This window comes from Candidatus Magnetaquiglobus chichijimensis (assembly GCF_045865675.1).
In the GTDB taxonomy this organism is placed as follows: Bacteria; Pseudomonadota; Magnetococcia; order Magnetococcales; family Magnetaquicoccaceae; genus Magnetaquiglobus; species Magnetaquiglobus chichijimensis.
The window spans coordinates 1,310,356-1,333,812 of record NZ_BAAFGK010000004.1; the positions used below are offsets into that span (position 1 = coordinate 1,310,356).

The 23,457-nt window shown below is 62.6% G+C and carries 15 protein-coding genes; 6 read left to right on the forward strand and 9 right to left on the reverse strand.

Annotation, left to right across the window (positions count from 1 at the left end):
* Nucleotides 1-94: 94 nt before the first annotated feature.
* The 4 genes from ACOY6C_RS09895 to ACOY6C_RS09910 form a co-directional block, all read right to left on the reverse strand.
* On the reverse strand, nt 95-1,201 hold the full coding sequence (locus ACOY6C_RS09895) for a hybrid sensor histidine kinase/response regulator (protein WP_420905308.1): 1,107 nt from the start codon (nt 1,199-1,201) through the stop codon (nt 95-97).
* Nucleotides 1,191-3,443 (reverse strand): response regulator, encoded by a 2,253-nt coding sequence (locus ACOY6C_RS09900; protein ID WP_420905309.1) that lies wholly within the window; start codon nt 3,441-3,443, stop codon nt 1,191-1,193. The genes ACOY6C_RS09895 and ACOY6C_RS09900 overlap by 11 nt, the downstream gene beginning before the upstream one ends.
* A 147-nt stretch (nt 3,444-3,590) precedes the next feature.
* The gene (locus ACOY6C_RS09905; protein ID WP_420905310.1) at nt 3,591-3,992 is read right to left on the reverse strand and encodes a response regulator; all 402 of its coding nucleotides are present in this window, start codon (nt 3,990-3,992) and stop codon (nt 3,591-3,593) included.
* 23 nt (nt 3,993-4,015) lie between these two features.
* Nucleotides 4,016-5,935 carry an HD domain-containing protein gene (locus ACOY6C_RS09910; protein WP_420905311.1) on the reverse strand — a complete coding sequence of 640 codons (1,920 nt, stop codon included), beginning with the start codon at nt 5,933-5,935 and terminating at the stop codon, nt 4,016-4,018.
* Between the two features lie 201 nt (nt 5,936-6,136).
* Between ACOY6C_RS09910 and ACOY6C_RS09915 the strand changes: the two genes are divergently transcribed.
* The gene (locus ACOY6C_RS09915) at nt 6,137-7,042 is read left to right on the forward strand and encodes a hypothetical protein (RefSeq protein WP_420905312.1); all 906 of its coding nucleotides are present in this window, start codon (nt 6,137-6,139) and stop codon (nt 7,040-7,042) included.
* Nucleotides 7,043-7,280: 238 nt separating this feature from the next.
* On the opposite strand, the gene ACOY6C_RS09920 is transcribed toward ACOY6C_RS09915, so the two are convergent.
* Nucleotides 7,281-7,496 carry a hypothetical protein gene (locus tag ACOY6C_RS09920; protein WP_420905313.1) on the reverse strand — a complete coding sequence of 72 codons (216 nt, stop codon included), beginning with the start codon at nt 7,494-7,496 and terminating at the stop codon, nt 7,281-7,283.
* 228 nt (nt 7,497-7,724) lie between these two features.
* Here ACOY6C_RS09920 and ACOY6C_RS09925 point away from each other — a divergent pair, with 228 nt between their 5' ends.
* The 5 genes from ACOY6C_RS09925 (at nt 7,725) to ACOY6C_RS09945 (ending at nt 15,789) form a co-directional block, all read left to right on the forward strand.
* A complete protein-coding gene (locus tag ACOY6C_RS09925) occupies nt 7,725-8,579 on the forward strand; it encodes a phosphate/phosphite/phosphonate ABC transporter substrate-binding protein (RefSeq protein WP_420905314.1) in 855 nt (284 codons plus the stop codon).
* A complete protein-coding gene (locus ACOY6C_RS09930; protein ID WP_420905315.1) occupies nt 8,579-11,257 on the forward strand; it encodes an ATP-binding protein in 2,679 nt (892 codons plus the stop codon). The genes ACOY6C_RS09925 and ACOY6C_RS09930 overlap by 1 nt, the downstream gene beginning before the upstream one ends.
* A 48-nt stretch (nt 11,258-11,305) precedes the next feature.
* Nucleotides 11,306-12,727, forward strand: a complete 1,422-nt coding sequence (locus ACOY6C_RS09935; protein ID WP_420905316.1) for an ABC transporter substrate-binding protein — start codon at nt 11,306-11,308, stop codon at nt 12,725-12,727.
* Between the two features lie 27 nt (nt 12,728-12,754).
* Nucleotides 12,755-14,917: an adenylate/guanylate cyclase domain-containing protein gene (locus ACOY6C_RS09940; RefSeq protein WP_420905317.1), complete on the forward strand. Its 2,163-nt coding sequence runs from the start codon at nt 12,755-12,757 to the stop codon at nt 14,915-14,917.
* Between the two features lie 80 nt (nt 14,918-14,997).
* Entirely contained in the window at nt 14,998-15,789 is a 792-nt protein-coding gene (locus tag ACOY6C_RS09945; protein ID WP_420905318.1) for a class I SAM-dependent methyltransferase, read from the forward strand.
* Here the strand turns inward: ACOY6C_RS09945 and ACOY6C_RS09950 are convergent.
* The 4 genes from ACOY6C_RS09950 to recA form a co-directional block, all read right to left on the reverse strand.
* Nucleotides 15,732-16,637 (reverse strand): response regulator, encoded by a 906-nt coding sequence (locus tag ACOY6C_RS09950; protein ID WP_420905319.1) that lies wholly within the window; start codon nt 16,635-16,637, stop codon nt 15,732-15,734. The two genes, ACOY6C_RS09945 and ACOY6C_RS09950, sit on opposite strands and share 58 nt — an antisense overlap.
* Entirely contained in the window at nt 16,621-19,857 is a 3,237-nt protein-coding gene (locus ACOY6C_RS09955) for an ATP-binding protein (RefSeq protein WP_420905320.1), read from the reverse strand. The genes ACOY6C_RS09950 and ACOY6C_RS09955 overlap by 17 nt, the downstream gene beginning before the upstream one ends.
* 164 nt (nt 19,858-20,021) lie before the next feature.
* Nucleotides 20,022-22,283: a DNA topoisomerase IV subunit A gene (parC, locus tag ACOY6C_RS09960; protein WP_420905321.1), complete on the reverse strand. Its 2,262-nt coding sequence runs from the start codon at nt 22,281-22,283 to the stop codon at nt 20,022-20,024.
* The gene (gene recA / locus ACOY6C_RS09965; RefSeq protein WP_420905322.1) at nt 22,280-23,428 is read right to left on the reverse strand and encodes a recombinase RecA; all 1,149 of its coding nucleotides are present in this window, start codon (nt 23,426-23,428) and stop codon (nt 22,280-22,282) included. Before recA ends, parC begins: the two co-directional genes overlap by 4 nt.
* Between the last annotated feature and the right edge of the window lie 29 nt (nt 23,429-23,457).

Sequence of the window (23,457 nt, forward strand, 5' to 3'; positions counted from 1 at the left end):
ACCAGCTCTCCAAGTCAACCAGGAGCGTCGCGATGGGCGACCCTCACCCTGGAAATCCCTGGAAAGATCCTCTCCGTTCTCCTCCGCATCCTCCTCACCCCGCCGGCAGACGGATCTCGAGGGTGGTTTCGCCCGCGCGGGAGGTGTCCAGAAACAGCGAGCCCCCCAGGGTGGTGGCGATCAGTCGGGCCGAATAGGTGCCCAGACCCACCCCCTGACGCTTGCCGGAGGTGACGAACTTCTCGAAGAAACGCTCACGGATCTCCTCGGGCACGGCGCCGGCATTGCACACCCGAATCACCGCCTCCCCGCCCTCCCGCTCCATCCCCACCTCCAGAACCGCATCCCTGGGCGAAGCCTCCAGACCGTTCTTGATCAGGTTGGCGAACATGGAGTGGCACAACAACTCCTCGCCGGCCACCAGAAACAAATCCCCGCCCGCCAACGCCCGCCCCTGGGAGACGATCCGCACCCCCACCCCCTTGGCGAGCATCAACCGATGCATCTCCGACAGAATCCGCCGCAGCACCCGCACCAGATCCACCGGCTGCGCCTTGAGTTCGTAACAGCCACGCTCCATCTTGTAGAGATCCAACGAGCGGTTGATCATCTCGAGCATGCGAAAACCCGCATCCTCGATCACCTGCAAGGCTGCCGCCCGCTCCCCGGTCAAACCCCAGTCAGCGATCAACGCGCCGGGCATGCCAATGATCGCGTTCAACGGAGCCTTCAGGTCGTGACGGATGATGTGATCCACATCATCCCGCAACCGGGCTGCGGTGCGCAACTCCTCGTTCTGCCGTTCGATGATCCGCCGGGCCTCGCGCAACTGAAGATGGATCCGCACCCGCGCCCGCACGATCCCGCCCTGGATCGGCTTGGTCAAATAATCGACCGCGCCGACCTCCAGGCCGCGCACTTCGTCTTCGATCTCGCCGCGGGCGGTCACGAAGATCACCGGAATCTCCCGTGTCGCCGGATTATCCTTCAAGCGGGCGCAGGCGGTATAGCCATCCATGTCCGGCATCATGATGTCCAGCAGGATCAGATCCGGACCGTCCTCGACAAAACGCAACATCTCGGCGGCGTTACGCGCGAAAATCAGATCATGCTCGTGACGCAACACCTCGCGCAACAGTTTGAGATTGGTCGGTTCATCATCCACGACCAAAATCTTGAAGCGACTCTTTTCAGTCTCCATGCTCTCCGATTCCCAAATCGTGCATCAGGCCCAGCAGAATCTCCCGCGCCCGAACGCAATCAATCTCCTCCACCTGAACGGCCACCGCGCGCGCCACATCCTCAAAACGGCTCCCCCCCAGCCAGGCCATCAGAACAGGCATGAACCCCTCGGCCCGCAACGCATCGCCACGATCCAGCGCCGCATCAATGCGACGCAACATCTCCACCCGTCCGGCATCCGCAGGACCGGGTTCCAGCGTGGTTTCCACCCCCTCGTCCGCCCCCTGGCCCGATTCGGTCAGGGCGCGACACCCGACCACCACCCTGGCCAAAGTCCCCTCGACACCAGACACCAGAGCATCCAGATGGCGGGCGCCGGTACGCAATCCCCCATCGAGGGCCAGGGTCGCCTCCTCGAGTTCGGTGGCGGCCAACGAGCCCGCCGCCCCCTTCAAGGCATGGGTCAGCACCTCGGCCAGCCGGTGATCGCCCCGTTCCACCGCCTGACGGATGCGCGCCCCATCCCCGGCATGCCGCCCGACGAAACCGAGCAGGGCGCGCCGGTACTTGGTCGCATCCCGCCAGATGCCCAGACCGGCCATCAGATCCACCCCGATCAACTCCGGCAGACCGGAGGCCTTGAGCATGGTTTCGCGGTCCGAGACCGACAGATCCGCGACCGAGGTGGGGCTGGCGGGAAAGAGGCTCGCCATCACCTCGAACAGCCGGGAGAAATCGATGGGCTTGGAGACGTATTCGTCCATGCCCACGGCCAGGCAGGCATCGCGATCCTCGACCATCGAATGGGCGGTCAGGGCGATGATCGGCAGATGTTCGGCCATTCCGGCCTCCTCCTCCCGTGCCCGGATGGCGCGGGTGGCGGTCAAACCGTCCATGCGCGGCATTTGCAGATCCATCAGGATCAGATCGAAGCGGTGACCGGCATGGGCCTCCAGGGCCTCCACGCCGTCATGGGCCACGGTGACCCGGTGACCGCGCTGTTCGAGTCGGGTGATGGCCAGGATGCGGTTGGCCTCCACGTCCTCGACCAGCAGCACGTTCAGCGGCACCCGCATCGGCACCTTGTGGGGTCCACGACGCCGCCCCGAACGTCGCTCCCGACACCACGGCACGCCAGGAGCGCGCTCGATCGGCAACACGAAATAAAAACAGCTCCCCTCTCCGGGCGTGCTCTCCACCCAGATCCGCCCACCCATCCGATCGACGATCTCCTTGGCGATGGTGGTGCCGAGTCCGGTTCCCCCATACTTGCGCGTCGCCGAGGGATCCCCCTGGGTGAAACGGTCGAAGATGCGCGCCTGCCGCTCCTCCGGGATGCCGATGCCCGAATCCCGCACCGCGAACCGTACCCCGTCGGACACCCCATCGACCTGGATCCCGATCCGGCCCAGGTCGGTGAATTTCACGGAGTTGCCCAATAAATTCATCAACACCTGGCGCAACCGGGTGGGATCGCCGATGTGACAGTTCGGCAGGGTCGGATCCACCTGCCAGGTCAACTCCAAGGACTTGGCCCGCGCCAGAATGGCGATGGACTCCAGCGACTCCTCGACCACCTGGCGCAGATCGAACACCACGGACTCCAGGTGCAACTGACCACTCTCCACCTTGGAGAGATCCAGAATGTTGTTGATCAGCCGCAACAGGCCGCGGGCCGAGGTCAAGGCCGTGCTCAGATATTTGCGCCGGGTGGGATCCTCCTCGGTTTCGAGCACCAGCTCGGTCATGCCGATGATGGAGTTCATCGGGGTGCGGATCTCATGGCTCATGTTGGCCAAAAAGTCGCTCTTGGCGCGATTGGCCGCCTCGGCGGCATCCCTGGCCCGTTGCAGATCGGCCATCATGCCGAGCATCGAATCCTGATGCCGTTTGAAATCGAGCTGACTGCGCACCCGCGCCAGGACCACGCTCTTGCTGAACGGCTTGACGATGTAATCCACCGCGCCCAGGGAGAACCCCCGCGCCTCGTCGGCGGCATCCATCTTGGCGGAAACGAAGATCACCGGAATGTCGCGGGTGGCGGGCTGAGACTTGAGGCGCACGCACACCTCGTAGCCGTCCATCTCCGGCATCATCACATCCAGAAGGATCAACTCCGGACGAGGCTCCTGACCGGCCAGCTCCAGCGCGCGCCGTCCCGTGCTGGCCACCGACACCGTGTATTCGCCACGCAAGGTCTCGGCGAGCACCTTGACGTTGGTGAGCACGTCATCAACGATAAGCAGACGGGGTTTTTCCATGGATTATCGATGACCAGCGAATTTTTCGGGCACGGAAGGCCCCGGAGAGCACGGCGTCCCCCGATCCAGGAACGGCGACGTGCGGTTTGCGCGCCCGGAACGCCCTCCGACCGTGACCACCGCCTTTCGGTCGCTCCAGAGCGAGGATCATTCGTCGATCAGGTTGTACTGGCGCATTTTTTCGAGCACCTTGTCGCGGGTCACCGGCTTGCCCAGATAGTCGGTGCAGCCGCCACGGAAAAAGGCCTGCACCACCTGCTCCTCGGTGTTCAACGCGCTCACCATGAAGATGACCATCTCCTCGCCATCCTCGGAATTCCGTGCCCGCTCCAGCTCGCGGATGCTCCGCAGCGCCTCCTGACCATCCATCTCCGGCATCATGATGTCCAGACAGACCAGATCGTAAGGATCGCCATCGAGCAGAGCCATCTCGCAGGCCTCAATGGCCTCCTTGCCGTTGACCACCAGATCGCAATGTCCGTACGGAGAGAGGATCTTTTCCATCAACAGGCGGTTGTGCGCCTCGTCATCGGCAATCAAGATCTTCATGTCGTCTTTCATCCGCTGAAGGTTCAATCGTCGGAGCGCGTGGAAGGGTGGGATGAACCGGTATCATACGGTTGACGCCAACCATAGCTCAAGATCTCTTGAACGGCATCGACGCGCAGCAGTTCGTGGAGCACCTTGCCCAACACCACCGGTTTCTTGCCATCCATCTCCATGCTGATCACATAGATGTCGGCGGTCCGCCCCTTGCCCTGGATGGTCTGACCGTTGATGCCCATCTTGGCCAGGAGTTCCAGCACCTCCAGCAAGGCGCCGGCGCGATGTCGCACGGTGAAGGTGATGACCAGCGCCTCGGAGCCGGGCTGCACGGCCCACTGACCCTTTTCCCACTGGACACCCTGGATCTTGATGCAGTCGGCGGAATGGACGATCCAGCGACCATCCTCGGAGAGCCGGCCCACGATCGGCATGCCGGGCACGGCCAGACAGCAGGTGGACCAGAGGATATCCTTGCCGGTCAGGGAGGTGAGCTGGAAGGTGCCGCTGACCAAATTGCGGTTGATGCCACGCACCGTGGCCTCCTGATTTTTCAGGGCCTGTTTGATGAGGGTGCGGGCACGGGCGGTCTTGACGTGTTCGAGCCAGGCGCGTTGCGGCTTGGCGTTCTTGGCGGTGAGGATGCGCACCACGTCGCCATCGGACATGGGGTATTCCGGTGGCCGGGGGATGCCGTTGATCTTGGCGCCGATGCACCGTTCGCCGAGTTCGGTATGAACCATGTAGGCGAAATCCACCACCACCGAATCGACCGGAAACGTGAAGCGATCCCCCTTGGGGGTATAGACATCGAGCATGTCCGGCAATACGTGGGCATGCACCTCGGACATACGCAGATCGCTATCCCCGAGGGTGGCCAGCAGACGCATGTAGCGGGACGGATCCGGTCCGCTGCTGCCCCACTTGGCGAGCACGCCGAGGCGATTGGGTTTTTCGTCGCACTTGCGCACGACGTGGATGTTGAGCGGATGGCCATCCCAAATGATGCGCGTGGTCAGGGCCTTGAAGCCGTTAACGCGGGGGGCGTTGAGATAGTCGCGCACATGACGCGGGAGTGGACCGAAAAGCGAATGCATCTTGCCCAGCACGCGCCAGGCGGTATCGTCGTCCTCGACCAGCATCCGGACCCGGAAAACCGGCCAGCCGATCAGGAGCAGGCGTCCGGTGCCGGGTTTTTCGGTGAGATAAAAGAAATCGGAAATCCGTTTCGGCTCGATCACGAACCCCTCGGCCAGACCGGTCCCCACCACCACGTCGAGGTTCTGGGCGAGCTTCTGCATGCTTGCCGCGCCTCGGGCGCGCAAATCCTCCAAAGTTTTTTCAGCGCGACGGTACTGGACCGGCATCAGATGCGGCAGGGTCAGTTCGATCAGGGAGTCGGCCAGCTCCATGATCCCCAGACGGCGGGTCACGCCGACGTAGATCAGGGCCAGGCTGGCCTTGTTCTTGGCCTTGGTGACCCCATGCACCTCCAAGGAGGAGGAGTTGTGGAGCACGTCGAAGGTCTTGACCAGCAGGACGCGCAGATCCTGGGAGGCGGCTATGAGGATGCGCCGGTAGGTGGCGGGGAGATCCCCGCTGCCGGTCTGGAGATTGCGGATCTTGGAGAGGGCCTCGACCAGGTTGAGAATCACCGGGTCGAAGGCGCGGATGTGTCGTTCGGCCTCCATGGCCGGCGGGGCATCCTCGAGGGCGTCGTGCAGCAGCGCGGCGCATACCCCCTGGGTATCGGTCAGCCCCCACTCCAGACAGCTCTTGGCCACCTGGATGCAATGGGTGACATAAGGGGCGCGATCCAGCTTGCGCACCTGTCCCTGATGAAACCGACAGGCCATGTCCACGGCCTCGGAGACCTTGGCGGTCGCATCCATCCCGAGATGCAGCCGCGAAAGATCGAGCATTTCCTGAATCTGATTGGCGAGATCCATGGGGCAAATGGTTCCCTGTGCGCTTGTCCAGCCGTGAGTCTCCCGGATCGGGTCAGTCTACAATATTTCTTTCTCGCACCGCGGCAAAGGGAGTTTGATATATTTTTTTTAGCTTGCATATCATTGAAGCATCCGGATGGATCCGTTATGCTGTGTCCAAAGTGATACCCATCATCGGCCTGCCATTCGAGGAGAAGAACATTGTTCAGATTTATCAAATGGATCTTCCGCACATTCACGCCGTTTGTCCTGGGTATAGGCTTCGGTATCGGTTTCTTCTTCCTGTTCAACCACTTTTCGCCCATGCTGCCTGACGGCAAGGCGCGCCTCGCCGCGCTCCAGAACCGTCTCCAGGCCACCCTCGCGGAAAAGCCCGTGTCCGATGGCCAGGCCAAACCGCCAGTCCAGACACCGGCGCCCGCCAAACCCTCGCCCACGCCGGCTCCGACCTCCCCGACTCCCGCCGTTTCGGCTCCGACCTCCCCGACTCCCGCGCAGCATCCCTCCCTCACCGTGGCACCGGTCGAAGAACCGAGCGGACATGAGGTGACGGCCATGAGCCAGAAACAAGAAATCGTCCCCAGCGCGGCTCCGGCGGCAACGCCCCCAATGCCCGTCGCGGCTCCGGCGGCAACGCCCCCAATGCCCGTGGCGGCTCAGGCGGCAACGCCCCCAATGCCCGTCGCGGCTCCGGCGGCAACGCCCCCAATGCCCGTCGCGGCTCCGGCGGCAACGCCCCCAATGCCCGTGGCGGCTCAGGCGGCAACGCCCCCAATGCCCGTCGCGGCTCCAGCTCCCGTGGCGACTCAGGCTCCCGTGGCGGCTCAGGCTCCCGTGGCGGCTCCGGCTCCCAGCGCGGCTCCAGCCCCTGCCACCCAGGCCAAATCCACCATCCCTCCAGACAATTCACCCGCCGGACAGTGGCGCCGCGCCTGTCTGGAACGGCTCGCCTGGGGCAAGCGCATGGTGGAGGACGGGTTGAACCAGTGTCCGAAATCGGGTTACATGCGTCAAAATTGCCAGGATTACTATCGCGGACTGGAACGGCACTATCAGGGCGTGACCTGTGACCCGAAGGCGGGCGGCATGCCGATGCCCGGCTGGTAATCCCGGTTCCGGGGGCTCCGTACCCTTGCCCGTGTCCCCGCCCAGGCGTGGCGCACGGGCAACGCACAAACCAGGTTATCCGCGTTCAGGCGCGACCAGTGCGTGGCATCCGTCCCGGCCTGAATCCCGGCCTGTTGGAGCGGACAGGAGAGTGCATCACGATTTGATCAGACAAACCGCAAAGTCTCCATCCAGCCAGGAGCGCATGACACCGGAAACCGATCGGAAGCGGCTGGCATCAATCCAGCAACGCCTCGCAGATCTCCTCCTCCCCGTTGAACAACAGGTCCATCATCCCTGGGGACCAGGTGTGATTGACGATGGCGGGAGGACCGAACAGGACGATGGTGCGATCGATGACGCGCCACTGCTCTTCCCGGATCGGGAGGGAATTCCGGTTGGCCGGCTCTCCCAGTTGGAACTGCAATGTGAACAGACGAGCAAAACGGTCCATTGAGCACTCGATTCCAAGGGACCGGCATCCAGGGAGACACCCCTTTTGACGGTCTTTACAGAGTGGATGATACGACGGGGCCAGGATACGCATGCATCATGCCATGCCAAGCCGGCTGTTTGTCTCCTCACCCCATCACCACGAACGCATAAAATTTCCCAACCCATCCGCATGCATGGCCTGTCATCCAGGCAGGTTCTCCCAGTCCTGGGGATCCTGGTCTGGTTGATGACGACCCTGACCCACCCCGTCCTGGCCGCCTCGTTGACCATCGGCACCATCAGCAATACACCGGTCAAGGAGATTCGTCAATACACCCCGGTCGCCCAATACCTGGCAACTCGCATCGGCTATCCCCGTCTCGACGAAGGACGGGTGATCGTGGCCCGCGACATCCGGCACATGGCGGAGATGATCAGATTGGGCGAGGTGGACATCTACATCGACAGCCCCCTCTCCTCGCTGGGGGTAAACCGCCTGAGCGGCGCGGAGATGGTCCTGCGACGCTGGAAGCACGACATTCCGGAATACGAATCCCTGATCTTCGTGCGCAACGAGAGCAAAATCCAATCCTTGACCGATCTGGAGGGGGAGATCATCGGCTTCAAGGATCCCAACTCAACCAGTGGTTATCTGCTGCCGCGCATCGCCCTGTCCGAATCCGGACTCGACATGGTGCCCGCCTCCCGACTCAAGGCCCAGACCCAACCCGGACAGGTCGGCTATCAGTTCACCAACGCCAACGAAAACACCATCGTCTGGGTGCTCTTCGGCAAGATCGCCGCCGGCGCCATTGCCTGGGATGAACTGCTCTCCCGTCCCCCTTCCGAACAGGAGCGGCTGCGGGTGATCCATCAAACCCCCTCGCTGCCACGCCATGTGGTCAATTTCCGGCCCGGACTCGCTTCGGAAACCCGCGACGCCCTGATCGACGCCCTGATCGGCATGGATCAGACTCCGACGGGGAAGTCGCTCTTGAAAGCCTTCGAGAACACCACCCGCTTCGATCCCCTTCCAGAGGAAACCCTGCATCAGTTGGAACAGATCCGTCCCGCGGTCCTCTCGATCCTCGGTATCCCCTGATGTCCGGGATCCGCTTCAAACTGCTCGGATTCACCGCCCTGATCATCCTGCTGGTCTCGGCGGCCCTGACCTCCCTGTCGATCCTCGAACATCGCGACCAGATGCTTGAGCGCCATCGCATCGAGGCCCGGCAACTGTTCGCCACCCTCTCCGAATCCCTTCTCGATCCGCTCTACCGCCTCGACCTTCAGGCCTTGCGTCACCATCTGTCCGCCATGCGCAAACATCGCGACGTGGCGCAGACCATGCTCCTGGACCCTTCCGGATCGATCCTGGTCGATGGCACGCCGGAGAACCGCTCCTTCGGCCTGCCCCCCAAGGATCCGTTCCTGAAAAACCTGCTGCTCTCGGATCGACTCGCGGTCCACATCGATGCCGATACCCTGTGGATCGGCGGCGTGCTCGCCCTGGAGTCGAACAAACCCTTGGGATGGCTGGCCCTGGGGATCTCCCTGGAGGAGCTGCACCAGCGACTCGCGGCCCATCTGCGCTCGCAACTCCTGGTGGCGAGCCTCTGCGTGCTGATCGGCCTGCTGCTCGCCTACGTACTCTCCGCCCGGTTTACCCACCCGATCACCACCCTGACCCAGGCCGCCAACCGCATCTGCTCGGGTGACGAAAACCTCGAAATCCCCATCATCGGCCAGGATGAGATTCTCACCCTCTCCCACGCCCTGGAGCGCATGGTGGCGCAAATCCGCGCCTCGCGGAACGAACTCAAGGATCTGAACGCCTCGTTGGACAAGAAGGTCGAAAAACGGACCGCCGAACTCGAACAGGCCAGAAAGGTGGCCATCGAGGCCAGCCAGGCCAAAAGCAACTTCCTGGCGAGCATGAGCCATGAGATCCGCACCCCGATGAATGCCATCATCAGTCTGACCGATCTGGTTCTGGAAGGGGAGCAGCTCCCGAATACGGCGCGGATGCATCTGCACATCGCCTTGCAGGCGGCCCGTTCGCTGTTGCGGATCATCAACGACATTCTTGACTATTCCAAAATCGAGGCCGGACGTCTGGACCTGTCGCGGGAGACGTTCCGGATTCAACCGATGCTCGATCATCTCCATGAACTGTTCCGCTCCCGCCTGTCGGAAAAAAAACTCACCCTGCGCGTGCAGATCGCTCCGGAGTGCCAGACCACGCTGCTCGGCGATCCTCTGCGGCTCGAACAGATCCTGATGAACCTGATCGGCAATGCCATCAAGTTCACCGAATCAGGCGGTATCGACCTGCAAGCCTGGGGACGGGACATCGACGCGCATCGTCTGGAACTCAACTTTTCGGTGCGCGATACGGGAATCGGCATGTCACGGGCGCAATGCGAAAAGCTCTTCTCGCCCTTCTCCCAGGCGGATGAGTCGATCACCCGCCGCTACGGTGGCACCGGACTGGGCCTGGCGATCAGCAAGAAGCTTCTGGAATTGATGGGCGGACGGATCCAGGTGGAGAGTCAAGCCGGCTCGGGCACCACGTTCCGCTTCTCCATCGAATGCGAACGCAGCGCCGCGAGTCGTTTCGAGCGCGCCTATCCCCCGGTGTCCGCGCCCGTGATCCATCTGCCCGCCCATGCCCCCACCCAGGAGCGGACAACCTCGTCCGGGGCCATCGAGGTCGCCCGCGCCCATCTGACCGGGAACCGGATCCTGCTGGTTGAAGACAACCACGTCAACACCCTGATCGCCGTGGAGATCCTCAAGGGGGTCGGTCTGTCCGCCGATTGCGCCGCGAGCGGCGCGGAGGCGCTGTCTCTGGTGGATCCGAATCGACACGCGGCGGTGCTGATGGATCTCCAGATGCCGGACATGGATGGGTATGAGACGACGCACCGCATGCGCGAACGTCCGGAACTGGCGGCCTTGCCGATCATCGCCATGACCGCCCATGCCATGAGCGGGGATCGGGAAAAATCCCTGCGAGCCGGATTGAACGACCATCTGACCAAGCCCATCGATCGCCCCGCCCTGTTCGCCACCCTGATGCGCTGGATTCCGGGGCGCGGCAAGCCGGCGACCGCCCTTGCGTCCCTGCCGTTGGTCGGCATGGACGACGCCGAGCGTTGGCCCGACCTGGCCGGTTTCGACATGCCGGCGATCATGGAACGGCTGCATGGAGATCTACCCTTGTTGTTGCTGCTCCTTGAAGAGTTTGAGAAGACCTTTGCCCCGATCGTGCAAACGCTCCAGGCTCACCTCCCGGCGATGACCGACACCCCGGACGCAGGGTTGGCGCGCAGCCTGCATACCCTCAAGGGGACAGCCGGCAATCTGGGCGCCACACATCTGCACGAGGTCGCCAAGGGGCTGGAAGCCGCCATCAGGAACCCCATCGACACCCCCTCCCGCCTGCATTGGCTCGAACAACTCAACACCGCCTTCCAGTCGGTCGGCACCGCCATTGGCCGGTTGCGCGTCGCTCAGAACCCGTCCGCCCAGCCGGTTGGTCCGGAAAAAGTCTCTTGTGAGGAACAAATTCTTACCCTTGCCTATAAACTCTTGCTCATGATCCAAAAAAACGATATTGAATCCGAGGGGATTCTTCAGAAATTGCGAGATCTTCTCGATCCGTCTGAAACGCATCCTCTGCTGGACCAGGTTCAAGCGCACTTGACCAATTTCGACATGGATGACGCCTTGCCGGTTTTTACCGACTGGTTACGTACCCAGAATCTTAAAATCTGATCGCCCATCATCATCTTTACTTATTGCCCCAGGCAGAGCATCATAAGAATGAATCCTCACATTCCGCGCTGGATCCACATCACATCCCTCCTGGCGCTCCTGCTGACGTGGCTTCTCCCTGCCCGCCTCATGGCCACGGAAAAGCTGCGGATCATCACCCCGTTTCCAAAATTCACCACCGACCCCTTCCAACAAGCCTTCGAGAAACGCCATCCGGATCTCAAGATCGAGCTGCTCCGCTATAAAACCGAAGCCAGCATCAAGGCGGTTCAAAAAGGAGTCGCCGAAGGCAAGGCGCCCGATCTGTTCTGGGCATCGGCCAAGGATGCCTTCGAAATCCTCTCAGGCGACGACCTGCTGCTCCCCTATCAATCCAGCGTCCCCGGTGTGGCCAAACAGGTCGGCGGGCAGTTGGTGCATGATGCCGATTTCCACTTCACCGGCTTCGCCCTCTCCAGCTATGGCATCATGTGGAACGACCATTTCACCCGCCTGCACGGAATCCCGAATCCCAAGGATTGGGAAGATTTGACCGGCCCGGCCTATTTCGGTCAGTTGGCCATGTGCACGCCGGCCCTTTCGGGCACCACCCACATGACGGTGGAATCGATTCTGCAAAACTACGGTTGGGACAACGGCTGGATGCTCCTCAAGGCAATGGCCGGCAATGTGCGCCAATTCACCAACAACTCCATCGACGTGCCGGATGCCGTGGTGGCCGGAACCGCCGGCGCGGGGGTGGTGATCGACTTTTACGGTCTGACCAATGAATCGGCAGGATACGCTGTGGATTTCGTCACCCCCAAACGCCCCTCGCTGGTCCCCGCCAACATCGCCCTGATCAAGAACGGCGCCAATCCAAAGGCGGCCAAGGCGTTCATCGACTTTCTTCTCACCCCGGAAGGGCAAAAACTGCTGCTGCTCCCGGAAATCAGCCGCCTGCCGGTCAATCCGTCGGTCTACGACCAGGCTCCGCGCAACTATCCAAATCCATTCACCAACAGCGATCTCCTGAACGCCCAGCCGTTCGATGTCATGCTCTCCAAGGATCGTTACGGACTGATCAATCACCTCTTCGATGCCATCCTGGTCAAGGGATTGCCGGAGATCCAGGCCGCCACCAAGGCGATCCACCAGGCACACCAGGCGATCGCCGAAAAATCCACTCTGACCACGCCCTGGTTCTCGATTCCCTGGAACATCCAGAATGCCGGACAGATCAGCCTGGCCCGTGAAAAACTCGACCTGGCGCGCAAATCTCTGGGCGAGGTTCCGATCTCGCTCGAGTTGGCCAGCCAGAAGGAGATGTTGGAACTCTTTCCGGAAAGCACACAGAACGTTCCCGACGCCCAGAAGCAGGCCCAGGAAAAACTACGCGGCGCATGGCTCGCCCATACGCGCACAACCGCCGGAGAGGCGGAAAAACGGGCCCGTGAATCCATCCAGGCACTTTCCGACCCCACTCCCTGACGCCCCTGCATCCTCCAAAGGTGCTCCATGAACTGGTTCAAAAAAGGGATCCCCTTCCACATCAACCTGCTCTCCATCTTCCTGATGGTGGTCGGCACGTTGTGCGGCGCCCTGACTTGGTACAACTATTCCGCCAACTCCGCGACCGCCATCTCGGCGGCCCAGGCCTTGCTGGAACAGGTCAATCAAAAGATCATCGAACGGTTCCAACGCGCCTATGATCCGATCTTCTCCCTGACCGACATCGTGACCAGCATTCGACCGATCAAGGAGTTGCCCGCCCTGGACAAACTCCACCCCAGCCAGGACTATCTGCGCCAGATCCTCAGCCACAATCCCCAGGTGTTCGCGGTCTACATCGGTTACGATACCGGCGACTTCTTCTATGTGGTGAATCTGGGTCCGGAAGCCGAATTCCGGAAATCCCTGAATGCCCCCGAGGAGGCGCAATACGGCGTGATGACCGTTCTGGCCAACGATCCGGACATCCCGCGCAAACGGTGGGTGTTCCTGGACAAAAACGGCTTCAGCCTGGGCGTTCACCCCCTGGAGAAGACCGAGTTCGACCCGCGGGTACGCCCCTGGTACATCAATGCCCTGGAGACCACGAGCGCCAAGGCGTCGGAACTGTATGTCTACAGCTCCAGCAAAAAACCGGGCGTGACCATCTCGCAACGGTTTCAGGGCGATGACGAGATCGACGGGGTGTTCGGGGTGGACATGACCGTCAGCCATTTCGCCCACTTCCTGCAACAACAAAAATTTTCAGCATCCAGTCAACTCCTCTTCTTCAACGGCAAGGGGGAACTGACCGCCCACCCGGACGCCTCCAAGTCGATGCGCGTCGCGACGGACGAAAAGAACGGCAATCCGATCCTGGTGCTCGGACGGGTTGCCGACCTGCACGATCCGATCGTCAACGAGCTGTTTTTCCGCCATCAATACGGTTTCTGGAAAAACGGCATGGTCTTCGAGGTCAACGGCGAAAAACACATCGGCCAGATCACCTCGGTGCCGGACAAATACGCCAAGGACACCAAGATCGCCATCACGGTGCCATTAAGCGAATTCCTGGGTCCGATTTCCGAAACCGGCAAGAACAGCCTGATCTTCGCCGCCATCGCCCTGGCCCTGGCCATGCCGATCATCCTGATCATCTCGGTGCGCATCGGCAAGGCGTTGCGGGAACTGGTGGCCGAAACCGGACGGATCCGCCAGTTCCAACTGACCGGTCCGGTAAAGGTCTCCTCGGCGGTGAGCGAAATCAAAATGCTCACCCAGTCGATCGGCGCCATGAAGAGCGCCTTGAACACCTTCGGACAGTATGTGCCCAAGGCCCTGGTGTACCAACTGATCGAATCGGGCAAGGGGGTCGGCCTGGGAGGCGATCGTCGCACCCTGACCTTGATGTTCACCGATGTCAGCGGCTTCACCTCGATGTCGGAAACCATGTCCGCCGAGGATCTGACCTACAAGATCTCCGAATATCTCAAACACCTCACCATCGCCATCTTCGACAACAACGGCACCATCGACAAATACATCGGCGACTCGATCATGGCCTTCTGGAACGCGCCGGCGCGTCTGGACGATCATGCCACCCACGCCTGTCGCGCCGCCCTGGGATGCGCTCTGGCGAGTCGGAAGCTGAACGAACAGTGGCGTCAGATCGGTCAGAAGGAGATGTTCACCCGCATCGGTCTGCACACCGGCGAAGCGGTGGTAGGCAACATCGGCTCCACGGACCGCATGGATTACACCGCCATGGGCGCCACCGTGAATCAGGCGGCCCGCATCGAGGCCCTGAACACGATCTACGGCTCGCAGATTCTCATCACCAACGCCGTCCTCAAACAGATCGGACCGGAGTTCGTCACCCGCATGGTGGACAAGGTGCTCCCCAAAGGGGTCAAGGAGCCGGTGGAGCTGCATGAACTGCTGGGATTGCGCGATGGACCGGAGGCGTTGCAGGTGCCCGAAGCACGCATGCGGGAGCTGGAAATCTGGGCCCCGGTGATTGGACTCTATCAGGCGCAACGCTGGGAGGAGGTGAAAGAAATCTGCCGGCGTCTGCTGGAACTGGTTCCCGAAAGCACCCTGGCCACCCTCTACATCCGCCGCTGCGAACAGTTCCAGGCCAACCCGCCCCCGCCGGAGTGGAATGGCACCCAGGTGTTCCTGCGCAAGTGATGCCGACCCGCACACCCGCATTCGCAACGCTCCCTCGGTTCCGGATGCCCCATACTGACCCCAACGGCAAGGCGTGACCCATGTCCCTGGTGGTCACGACCCCGGAGCCGGAATCGATCCCCGCGGCCCAGCGGTTGGCCGCACGTCTGGGCGTACCGTTTCTGGCGTGGGCCGAGACCGGGGAGCGGCTGGTTCTATCGCTCCGTCCGGAACGGCTGGAACTGGTGGCGCGCAATCGCGGTCGCGGGGAACCGGTGTGCGTGGATTTCTCGTCCACGATCGCCACGGCGCGGCGTCAGGAGGGGATCAAGCAGGATCTCGCCCGCGCGGTGGGTCTGAAGGGTGGGTGGCGCCCGTCGGTTCTGGATGCCACGCCAGGGTTGGGACGGGATGGTTTCGTGTTGGCGGCCCTGGGGTGTCGGGTCACCTTCGTGGAGCGCTCTCCGGTGATCCATGCCCTGCTCGCGGATGGGTTGAAACGTGCCCGGGAGAGCGCGCTTCCCGAGTCGGAACGCATGACGCTGATTCAGGACGACGCTGCCCATCACTTGAACGATCACTCCGCATGCCAGCGACCGGATGTGATCTATCTGGATCCCATGCATCCGGAGCGGACCAAGGCGGCGCTGGTCAAGAAGGAGATGCGCCTGCTGCGCCAGGTGGTGGGCGAGGATGGGGATGCGGACGGGCTGGTGGACGCCGCGTTGCGGATCGCGAGGCAACGGGTGGTGGTGAAACGCCCCCGCCTGGCGATCCCCCTGGGTGAACGGGTGGCGGACGCGGTGATCGAGGGCAAAAGCGTGCGCTACGATCTTTATTTCACGGACGCCCACTTGAGCATGGCCAGAACCTCATTGCCCTTGCCCAGATAACGCACCTCGTCGAAACTGAACATGTTGGCCATGGCGATCCCCCGCCCGTGGGAGTCGAACACCCGCTCCGGATCGATCTTCATGAAAGCGCGCGGATCGAACCCCTCCCCCTGATCGCGGATGAGGAAGTGAATCTCGTCGGCGAGGCGGGTGAACTCGACGGTGGCGTGACGATCGGCATGCTCGGCCAGCGCCAGACGACGCGCCACTTCGGCCACCCATTCGCCGCGCTTGTGCAAGGCGCTTTTCTCATGATAGCTGATGCCGAGATTGCCATGCTCGACGGCGTTGACCATCAACTCCGTCAACCCCAACACCCGTTTTTCCGGCTCCGGACAGGCCTTGGCCAACAACACCGCCAGGGCACGGGCCTCCTCCAGGGTGCGAAAGCGGAATCGACCACACTCCAGCAATCCGAAGGTGCTGACGGCGCGGTTGACCTCATCGCGCATGGCGCTGTAGGTGGCATATTCGTTCAGGGCTGCGGCGACCACGGCCTGAATCGCCGGCGGATCGACAGGCTTGGTCAGGTAGTAGTAGGCCCCGAGCCGCAAACCCTCAACGATGTCCTCCTTGCCGCACATGGCGGTCACGAACACCACGGGAATCGGCTTGGTGCGCGGATCGGCCTTGAGTCTGCGACACACCTCGTGGCCATCCATCTCCGGCATCATGATATCGAGCAGAATCAAATCCGGATCGTGCCTGATGGCCATTTCCAGGGCCATCACCCCGTTCGTGGCGAAACGCACCCCATAATCGCGGCGCAGGATCTCATCCAACACCTCGATGTTGATCGGTTCGTCATCCACCACCAGGATGACCGGTCGCTCACGATTCATGCTCATGGGTATCACCCGTTGTCAAAGCCAGGCCGAAGTGCCGCGCAAGGATCGCCAGGGGCGCCCGCGCGGCATCAAAATCCAGTTGATTCACCGATTTTTCCAAACTCCGCAACGCATCCTGAAAACGCGCGCCCGGCAGGATCGCCCGCAATTCGGGCAACCGTCGCTTGGCAGCCAGATCATGCTCGACAAGGTGGTTCCACAGGCTCTCAAGCAGCGGTCTGACCCGTTCCGTATCCAGGAGAGACACCGTGTCCGGTTCGTCGGTGGCGTGCGCCTCGCGTTCCCTGTCAAGAAGAGAAACCGATTCCAGCACGGTTTGCAAGTGCTGATCGAAACGGTCCAGCAATCCGTCGATCTCCGCATGGTTCTCCCGCGCGATCGCCAGGCGCAACGCGTTGGTCACGGCCAGCAGATCATGCGCCGAAAGATTGCCCGCCATGCCGCCCAGGGCGTGCAGGAGGGTCCGGGCCCGTGGATGCGCCCCTTGCGACAAAGCGGCGCGCAGTTCGCGACCGGCCTGGGCGTGACGGGCTCCGAACTCGATCAGCAGCCGGACGAACAGGGAGCGATTGCCGGCCAACCGTGCCAACCCCTCCTCCACATCGATCCCCGGCAGCAGGATCGGCAGGGCGATCTCCGTCGCGGGCCGATCGATCACATCCGGCTCCGCAGAAACGGAGGCGCCAGCCTGACCCGGTTTGATCCAACGGACCAGACAGCTTTTGAGCGCGGCCATTTCGATCGGCTTGACCAGGTGGTCATCCATGCCCGCTTCCAGGCTCTTCTCCCGATCCCCGGACATGGCGTTGGCGGTCATGGCGATCACCGGCAGGGCACGTCCGGACGGCAGACGCCGAATGGCGCGGGTGGCCTGATAACCGTCCATCAACGGCATCTGCACATCCATGAAGACCATCGCGAAGGGCGGATGCATGGCCTCGACCGCCTCGATGGCGGCCTGACCATCCCCGACCAGGGTCACCACCAGTCCGAAGTATTCCAGGATCTCACTGGCCACCTGCTGGTTGATGTCGTTGTCCTCGACCACCAGAACCCGCGCGCCGCGAAGGCCTTGCAACGCCTCCTCGAGACGCGCCGCATCCTCCGGAGCCGTTGCCGCGCCGTCCGAGGCGCGCTCCGGGAATCGCTCGTCCTGACGCCAGAAAGCGGCGGTGAACGCGAAGGTGCTCCCCTGGTCCGGCGCGCTCTCCACCCAGATCCGGCCACCCATCATCCGCACCAGCTGACCGCAGATCGCCAACCCCAGACCGGTCCCCCCGAAGCGGCGCGTGGTCGAAGGATCGGCCTGGCTGAAGGCCTGAAACAGCCCCTCCTGCTGCTTGGGGGTGAGGCCGATACCGGTATCCGAGACCTCGAAACCGTGGACCACGAACTTCTCGGAGAGGTAATGCGGCGTGATGCGGATGGTGATCTCGCCCGATTCGGTGAACTTCACGGCATTGCCGATCAGATTGGTGAGCACCTGTCCAAGCCGCAAAGGATCGCCCCGCAGGGCGCACGGCAGATCTGCCGGCACACGCACATGCACGGCCAACCCCTTTTCGCGGGCCCGATGTTCGAGCAGATCGATGACGTTGTGGACGATCTCCATCAACTGGAAAGGGACCGATTCGATGGTCAATTTACCCGCCTCGATCTTGGAGAAATCGAGAATGTCGTCGATGATGTTCAGAAGCGATTGCGAGGAGAAGCGGATCTTGCGCAGATAGTCGCGCTGCTGATCGGAGAGCACGGTCCGTTCCAACAGGTGACCCAGGCCGAGAATCGCATGGAGCGGGGTACGGATTTCGTGGCTCATGTTGGCCAGGAAGGCACTTTTGGCGCGGGTTCCCTCTTCGGCGTGCCGCTTGGCCTCGGCCAGTTGTTCATCCTGTTCGGCGCGCACGATGATCCCGGCCAGTGTGCTGGTGACCGCCTTGAGAAAGTTGGCCTCCTCGGTGGTTGGCGCATGGTTGTGGGCCACGTAGAGGTTCAACACCCCGAGCAGCCGTTCCCCGGTCAAAATCGGCAGACAGTAGTGACCATGTTCCTCGATGCCGTGGAAACGGATTTCGTGACGCTCTTCCAGATGGCTCGAAAAGACCATCTGCCTGGAGAGTGCCGCCCGTCCGCACAGACACTTCCCCAACGGAACCCGCGCGCACAAGGTCAACAGCGGATCGGAAAGCTGGTGATGGACGGCCAGCACCAGTTCATTGGCGGCCTCGTCCAACAAGAAGATCGAACCGCGCGGTTGAATGCCGAACCAGGGGGTGGCGGTGATCAGAAACATCGCCTCTTCCAGGTGTTCGGTCAGGGAGAGCGGCTCCAGGGCATCGATCAACAACCGGTTGGTGACCGAACGGATCTGACCGAGCAGTTCCAACTCCTTGTTCTGTTTGGTCAGCTTGGCCGATTTCTGCAACAACTGGCTCAGCAGCTCGCTTTTTTCCCGGGCGGTCTCCTCGGCGTTTTTCTTTTCCAGCAACAGCGCCTGGCGACCGTATTCCAGCAGCATCTCCTGGCGGACGCGATAGCGTCCGAACCAGACGACTCCCCAGATTCCCAAGGCCCAGACCACCCCATGGCCGAACGTCTGCGTCAGACGGGTGGTCTGGAGCCGCTCGATCTGGAAGGTCGCGGGAATCGTCAGGGAGACGGCTCCCAAAAGCCCGGAAGGGGCCACGCCCTGGGTTTCGTGACACCCCTGACAGGAGGGATCGGCGACCAGAGGCCGCAGGTACCGAAACAGGGTGGCCTGGGGAATCAGGTCGAACCGCTCCTCCTCGCTCCGGGTGAGATCGCGCAGGGCGGTCTGCTCCCAGTCATCCGGCGCATTGGCCGCGCGCATCGGTTTGAGGGCCACGAAGTGGTAATGAACCGGCGGCCCGGAACCGGGCAAGGTTTCGATCTGACGCAACAGTTTGGTCGGATGGATCAGCACCAGCCGCGCCCCATCCTTGGCCTGCAACTCCCGGTTGACCGGACTCAGGTAAGGGTCCGGGGCCAGGTTCCCCTCGTCGCCCGGCTTGAGATAGACCCCGCCCTGTCGGGAGAGCCACAGGTGGGTATTGATCCGCTCGTCGGCGAACATCCGGGCGAAACGCAGCAGATCCTCCCGCATTCGGGTTTCGGCGTCGCGGACATTCCAAAAGAGGGAGCCGGCCAGAAGCAGGGTCCATGTGAGGGAAGCCAGCAGGGAGAGGAGTTTGTCGCGCATGGTCGCAGATTACAGGGCACCTGCAGCAGGAATGACGGTGGTCCCGTGGAACGCCCAAAGGGAAGCTCCACGATCGGGGGTGAGGAGGATCCCCCGTCAGGCAAGTCGGCCACGCCCCCCGGCGACGGTCTGGGCTGTCCGGCGGGGTCGGGATCGGATCACGATCAAAACATCTCGCGCGTATAGCCGCGACCCGCCTCCCAGGACGAGACGCCGCTGCCGGCAAAGACCGCGCCGGCCAGAAAACCATGCGGCAGCATCGCCCCGCGGGTGGCCCGTCGTCCGCGCCACAGGGTGACATCCAGGAACTGCTTCTGTTTCTTGCCGGTATCCAGGGTCATCCCATCCTCGGGTCGGAAGGTGATCGCATCCATCAGCACCTCGTCGGAGAGCAGAAACTGAATCCGCACCCCCTGACCGCGCGACAGCACCGGGAACTCCTCCAGATCGCACACCAGCAGCTTGCGACCCCGCGAGATCGACGCCACCAGACTCCCCTTGACCGGATGGAGGTGGATCAGGGCGTCGTTGGGTTTCAACACCAGCCACTGTTTGCCGTCGCGCCGGCTGGCGATCAGGTCCGCGCCCGGCACCCGGAATCCCTGGGCGCGCCGGGTGACCACGAAATACTCCTTGTCCGGATCCACCGCCATCATCCAGACGACGGCATCCCCGCCCTCGATGTTGAACAGGACGGTCAAAGGATCGCCGAACCCCTTGCCGGTCGGCAAACGGTCGGCCAGGATCGAATAGGCCTTGCCCGAGGCGGTGATGAAGGTGATCTGATCGTTGGCATGAGCATGGATGGCCGCAAAGAGGGTGTCCTCACCCTTGAAACGCAACTTGTCGGCCACGATCTCCTCATGACCGCGCACCGTGCGCACCCAGCCCAGTCGCGACAGGATCACCGTCACCGCCTCGCGCGGGGCGAGATCCTCGGGTTTCAACACCACCTCCGGGGGCGGCGCGTCGGCCAGCTCGGTACGGCGCGGATCGGAAAACTCCAACCGGGTGCGCAGCAACTCCTTTTCGATCTCCCGCCACATCAGCCGATCATCGGCGAGCATGGCGGTCAACTCCCTGGCGCGCGCCTCCTTCTCGGTCACCTCCTTGCGGATCTCCATCTCCTCGAGCCGGCGCAACGACCGCAAGCGGAGATTCAACACCGCCTCGGCCTGCTCCCGATCGAGCATGAACCGGCTCATCAATACCGGAGCCGGTTCGTCGTGCTCCTTGATGATCGCGATCACCTCGTCGATGTTCAGATGGACGATCAGATAGGCGGCCAACAGGTGCAACCGCTCGCCGATGCGGGCCAACTCATAGCGGGCGCGCCGTCCGAGCACCGTGAAGCGGTGATCGAGCCACGCCTTGAGCAGTCCGACCAGATCGAGCACATGGGGACGCCCCTGGTCGATGACGTTGAAGTTGATGGTGACGCGGGTTTCCAGATCGGTGTTCTTGTAGAGATAGGCGAGCACCATCTCCGGATCGATGCGGTTGGAGCGCGGCTCCAGCACGATGCGCACCTTTTCGTCCGACTCGTCGCGCACGTCTTCCAGAAACATGCACTTGTGATCCACAATCAGTTCGGCGATCCGCTCGATGAGCTGGGATTTCTTGATCTGGTAGGGAATCTCGGTGACCACCAGCCGCCACATGCCGCGCGGCAGATCCTCCTTGACGATGCGGGCCCGCAGCCTGAGCGAGCCGCGCCCGCTCTCGTAGACCGCCAGCCGTTCGGAGGCGTCGGCGATCAGCACCCCTCCGGTGGGAAAATCCGGACCCGGCAGAATGGGAAGCAGATCCGCGACACGACTTTCCGGTTTCTGGATGAGGTGCAGGCAGGCGTCGAGGATCTCGCCGACGTTGTGGGGCGGGATGGAGGTGGACATGCCCACGGCGATGCCGGTGGATCCGTTGGCCAACAGGTTCGGAAACCGGGCCGGCAACACGGTGGGCTCTTCCAGGGAGCCGTCGTAGGTGGCGGTGAAATCCACCACGTCGAAGTTGAGATCTTCGAGCATGGCGCGGGCAGCCAGCGTGAGGCGCGCCTCGGTATAACGCATGGCCGCCGCGCCATCGCCGTCGATGTTGCCGAAGTTCCCCTGGCCATCCACCAGGGGATAGCGCGCCGCGAACTCCTGGGCCAGCCGGACCATCGCGTCGTAGGCGGCCTGATCGCCGTGGGGATGGAACTTGCCGATCACGTCGCCGACCACGCGAGCCGATTTCTTGAAGGCCGACCCCGGATCGAGGTTCAAGGCGCGCATGGCGAACAGGATACGCCTGTGAACCGGTTTCAGTCCGTCGCGCACATCGGGCAGCGAACGGCTGATGATGGTCGAGAGGGCATAGGCCAGATAGCGGCTCTCAAGCTCCTGACGCAGAGGTGCGTCGATGATGACGCCGGATTCAGGATTCAACCATCCCCTCCATCGGATTCGTAGCCGCCCTCATCCCCACCCGAGGCGCGCCCCGCCGGCTTGGAGGAGCGTCCCCCACCCTTGCCTCCGCCCCCCTTGGGCGTGGCCGCGCCAAAGGCCATCGCGCCCCCTTCCCCACCGCCGCGTTTCGGCGCCAGACCGAAATGGGCGCGCAGCCGGTCTTCGAGGGAGAACAGCATCTCGCGGTTGTCGCGCAGATACTGCTTGACGTTCTCCCGACCCTGACCGATCCGATCGCCGTCCAGGGAGAACCAGGCCCCGGATTTTTCGATGATCTTCTCGTCCACGGCCATGTCGAGCACCTCCCCTTCCAGGGAGATTCCCTCGCCGTAGTTGATGTCGAACTCCACGGTGCGGAACGGCGGGGCGTGTTTGTTCTTGACCACCTTCACCTTGCAGCGCGCGCCGACCACCTGCTCCTTGTCCTTGAGAGCGGCCACGCGGCGGATGTCGAGGCGCACCGAGGCGTAGAACTTCAAGGCGTTGCCGCCGGTGGTGGTTTCCGGATTGCCGAACATCACGCCGATCTTCTGACGGATCTGGTTGATGAACAGCACCACGGACTGGGAACGGTTGATCGAACCGGTCAGTTTGCGCAACGCCTGGGACATCAGGCGGGCCTGCAATCCCATGTGGGAGTCGCCCATCTCGCCTTCGAGTTCGGCCTTGGGGGTGAGGGCAGCCACCGAGTCCACCACCACCAACTCCACCGCGCCGGAACGGACCAGCATATCCACGATCTCCAGCGCCTGCTCGCCGGTATCCGGCTGACTGATGAGCAACTGGTCGATGTCCACCCCGAGCCTGCGCGCATAGGCCGGGTCGAGGGCGTGCTCGGCATCCACGAAAGCGGCCACGCCTCCGGCGCGCTGCACCTCGGCAGCCACATGCAACGCCAGGGTGGTCTTGCCCGAAGCCTCGGGACCGAACACCTCCACCACACGCCCGCGCGGCAGCCCGCCGATGCCCAGGGCCAGGTCCACGCTCAGCGAGCCGGTGGAAAAGACCGGAACATCCGCGGCGGCGGCGGCGCTCATGCGCATGATGGATCCCTTGCCGTACTGCCGCTCGATCTGCGAGATGGCCGCTTCCAGCGCCTTGGTGCGATCCGTGTCCAGTGCCATGGTCCTTATCGTGCTCCTTTTTATGGGGA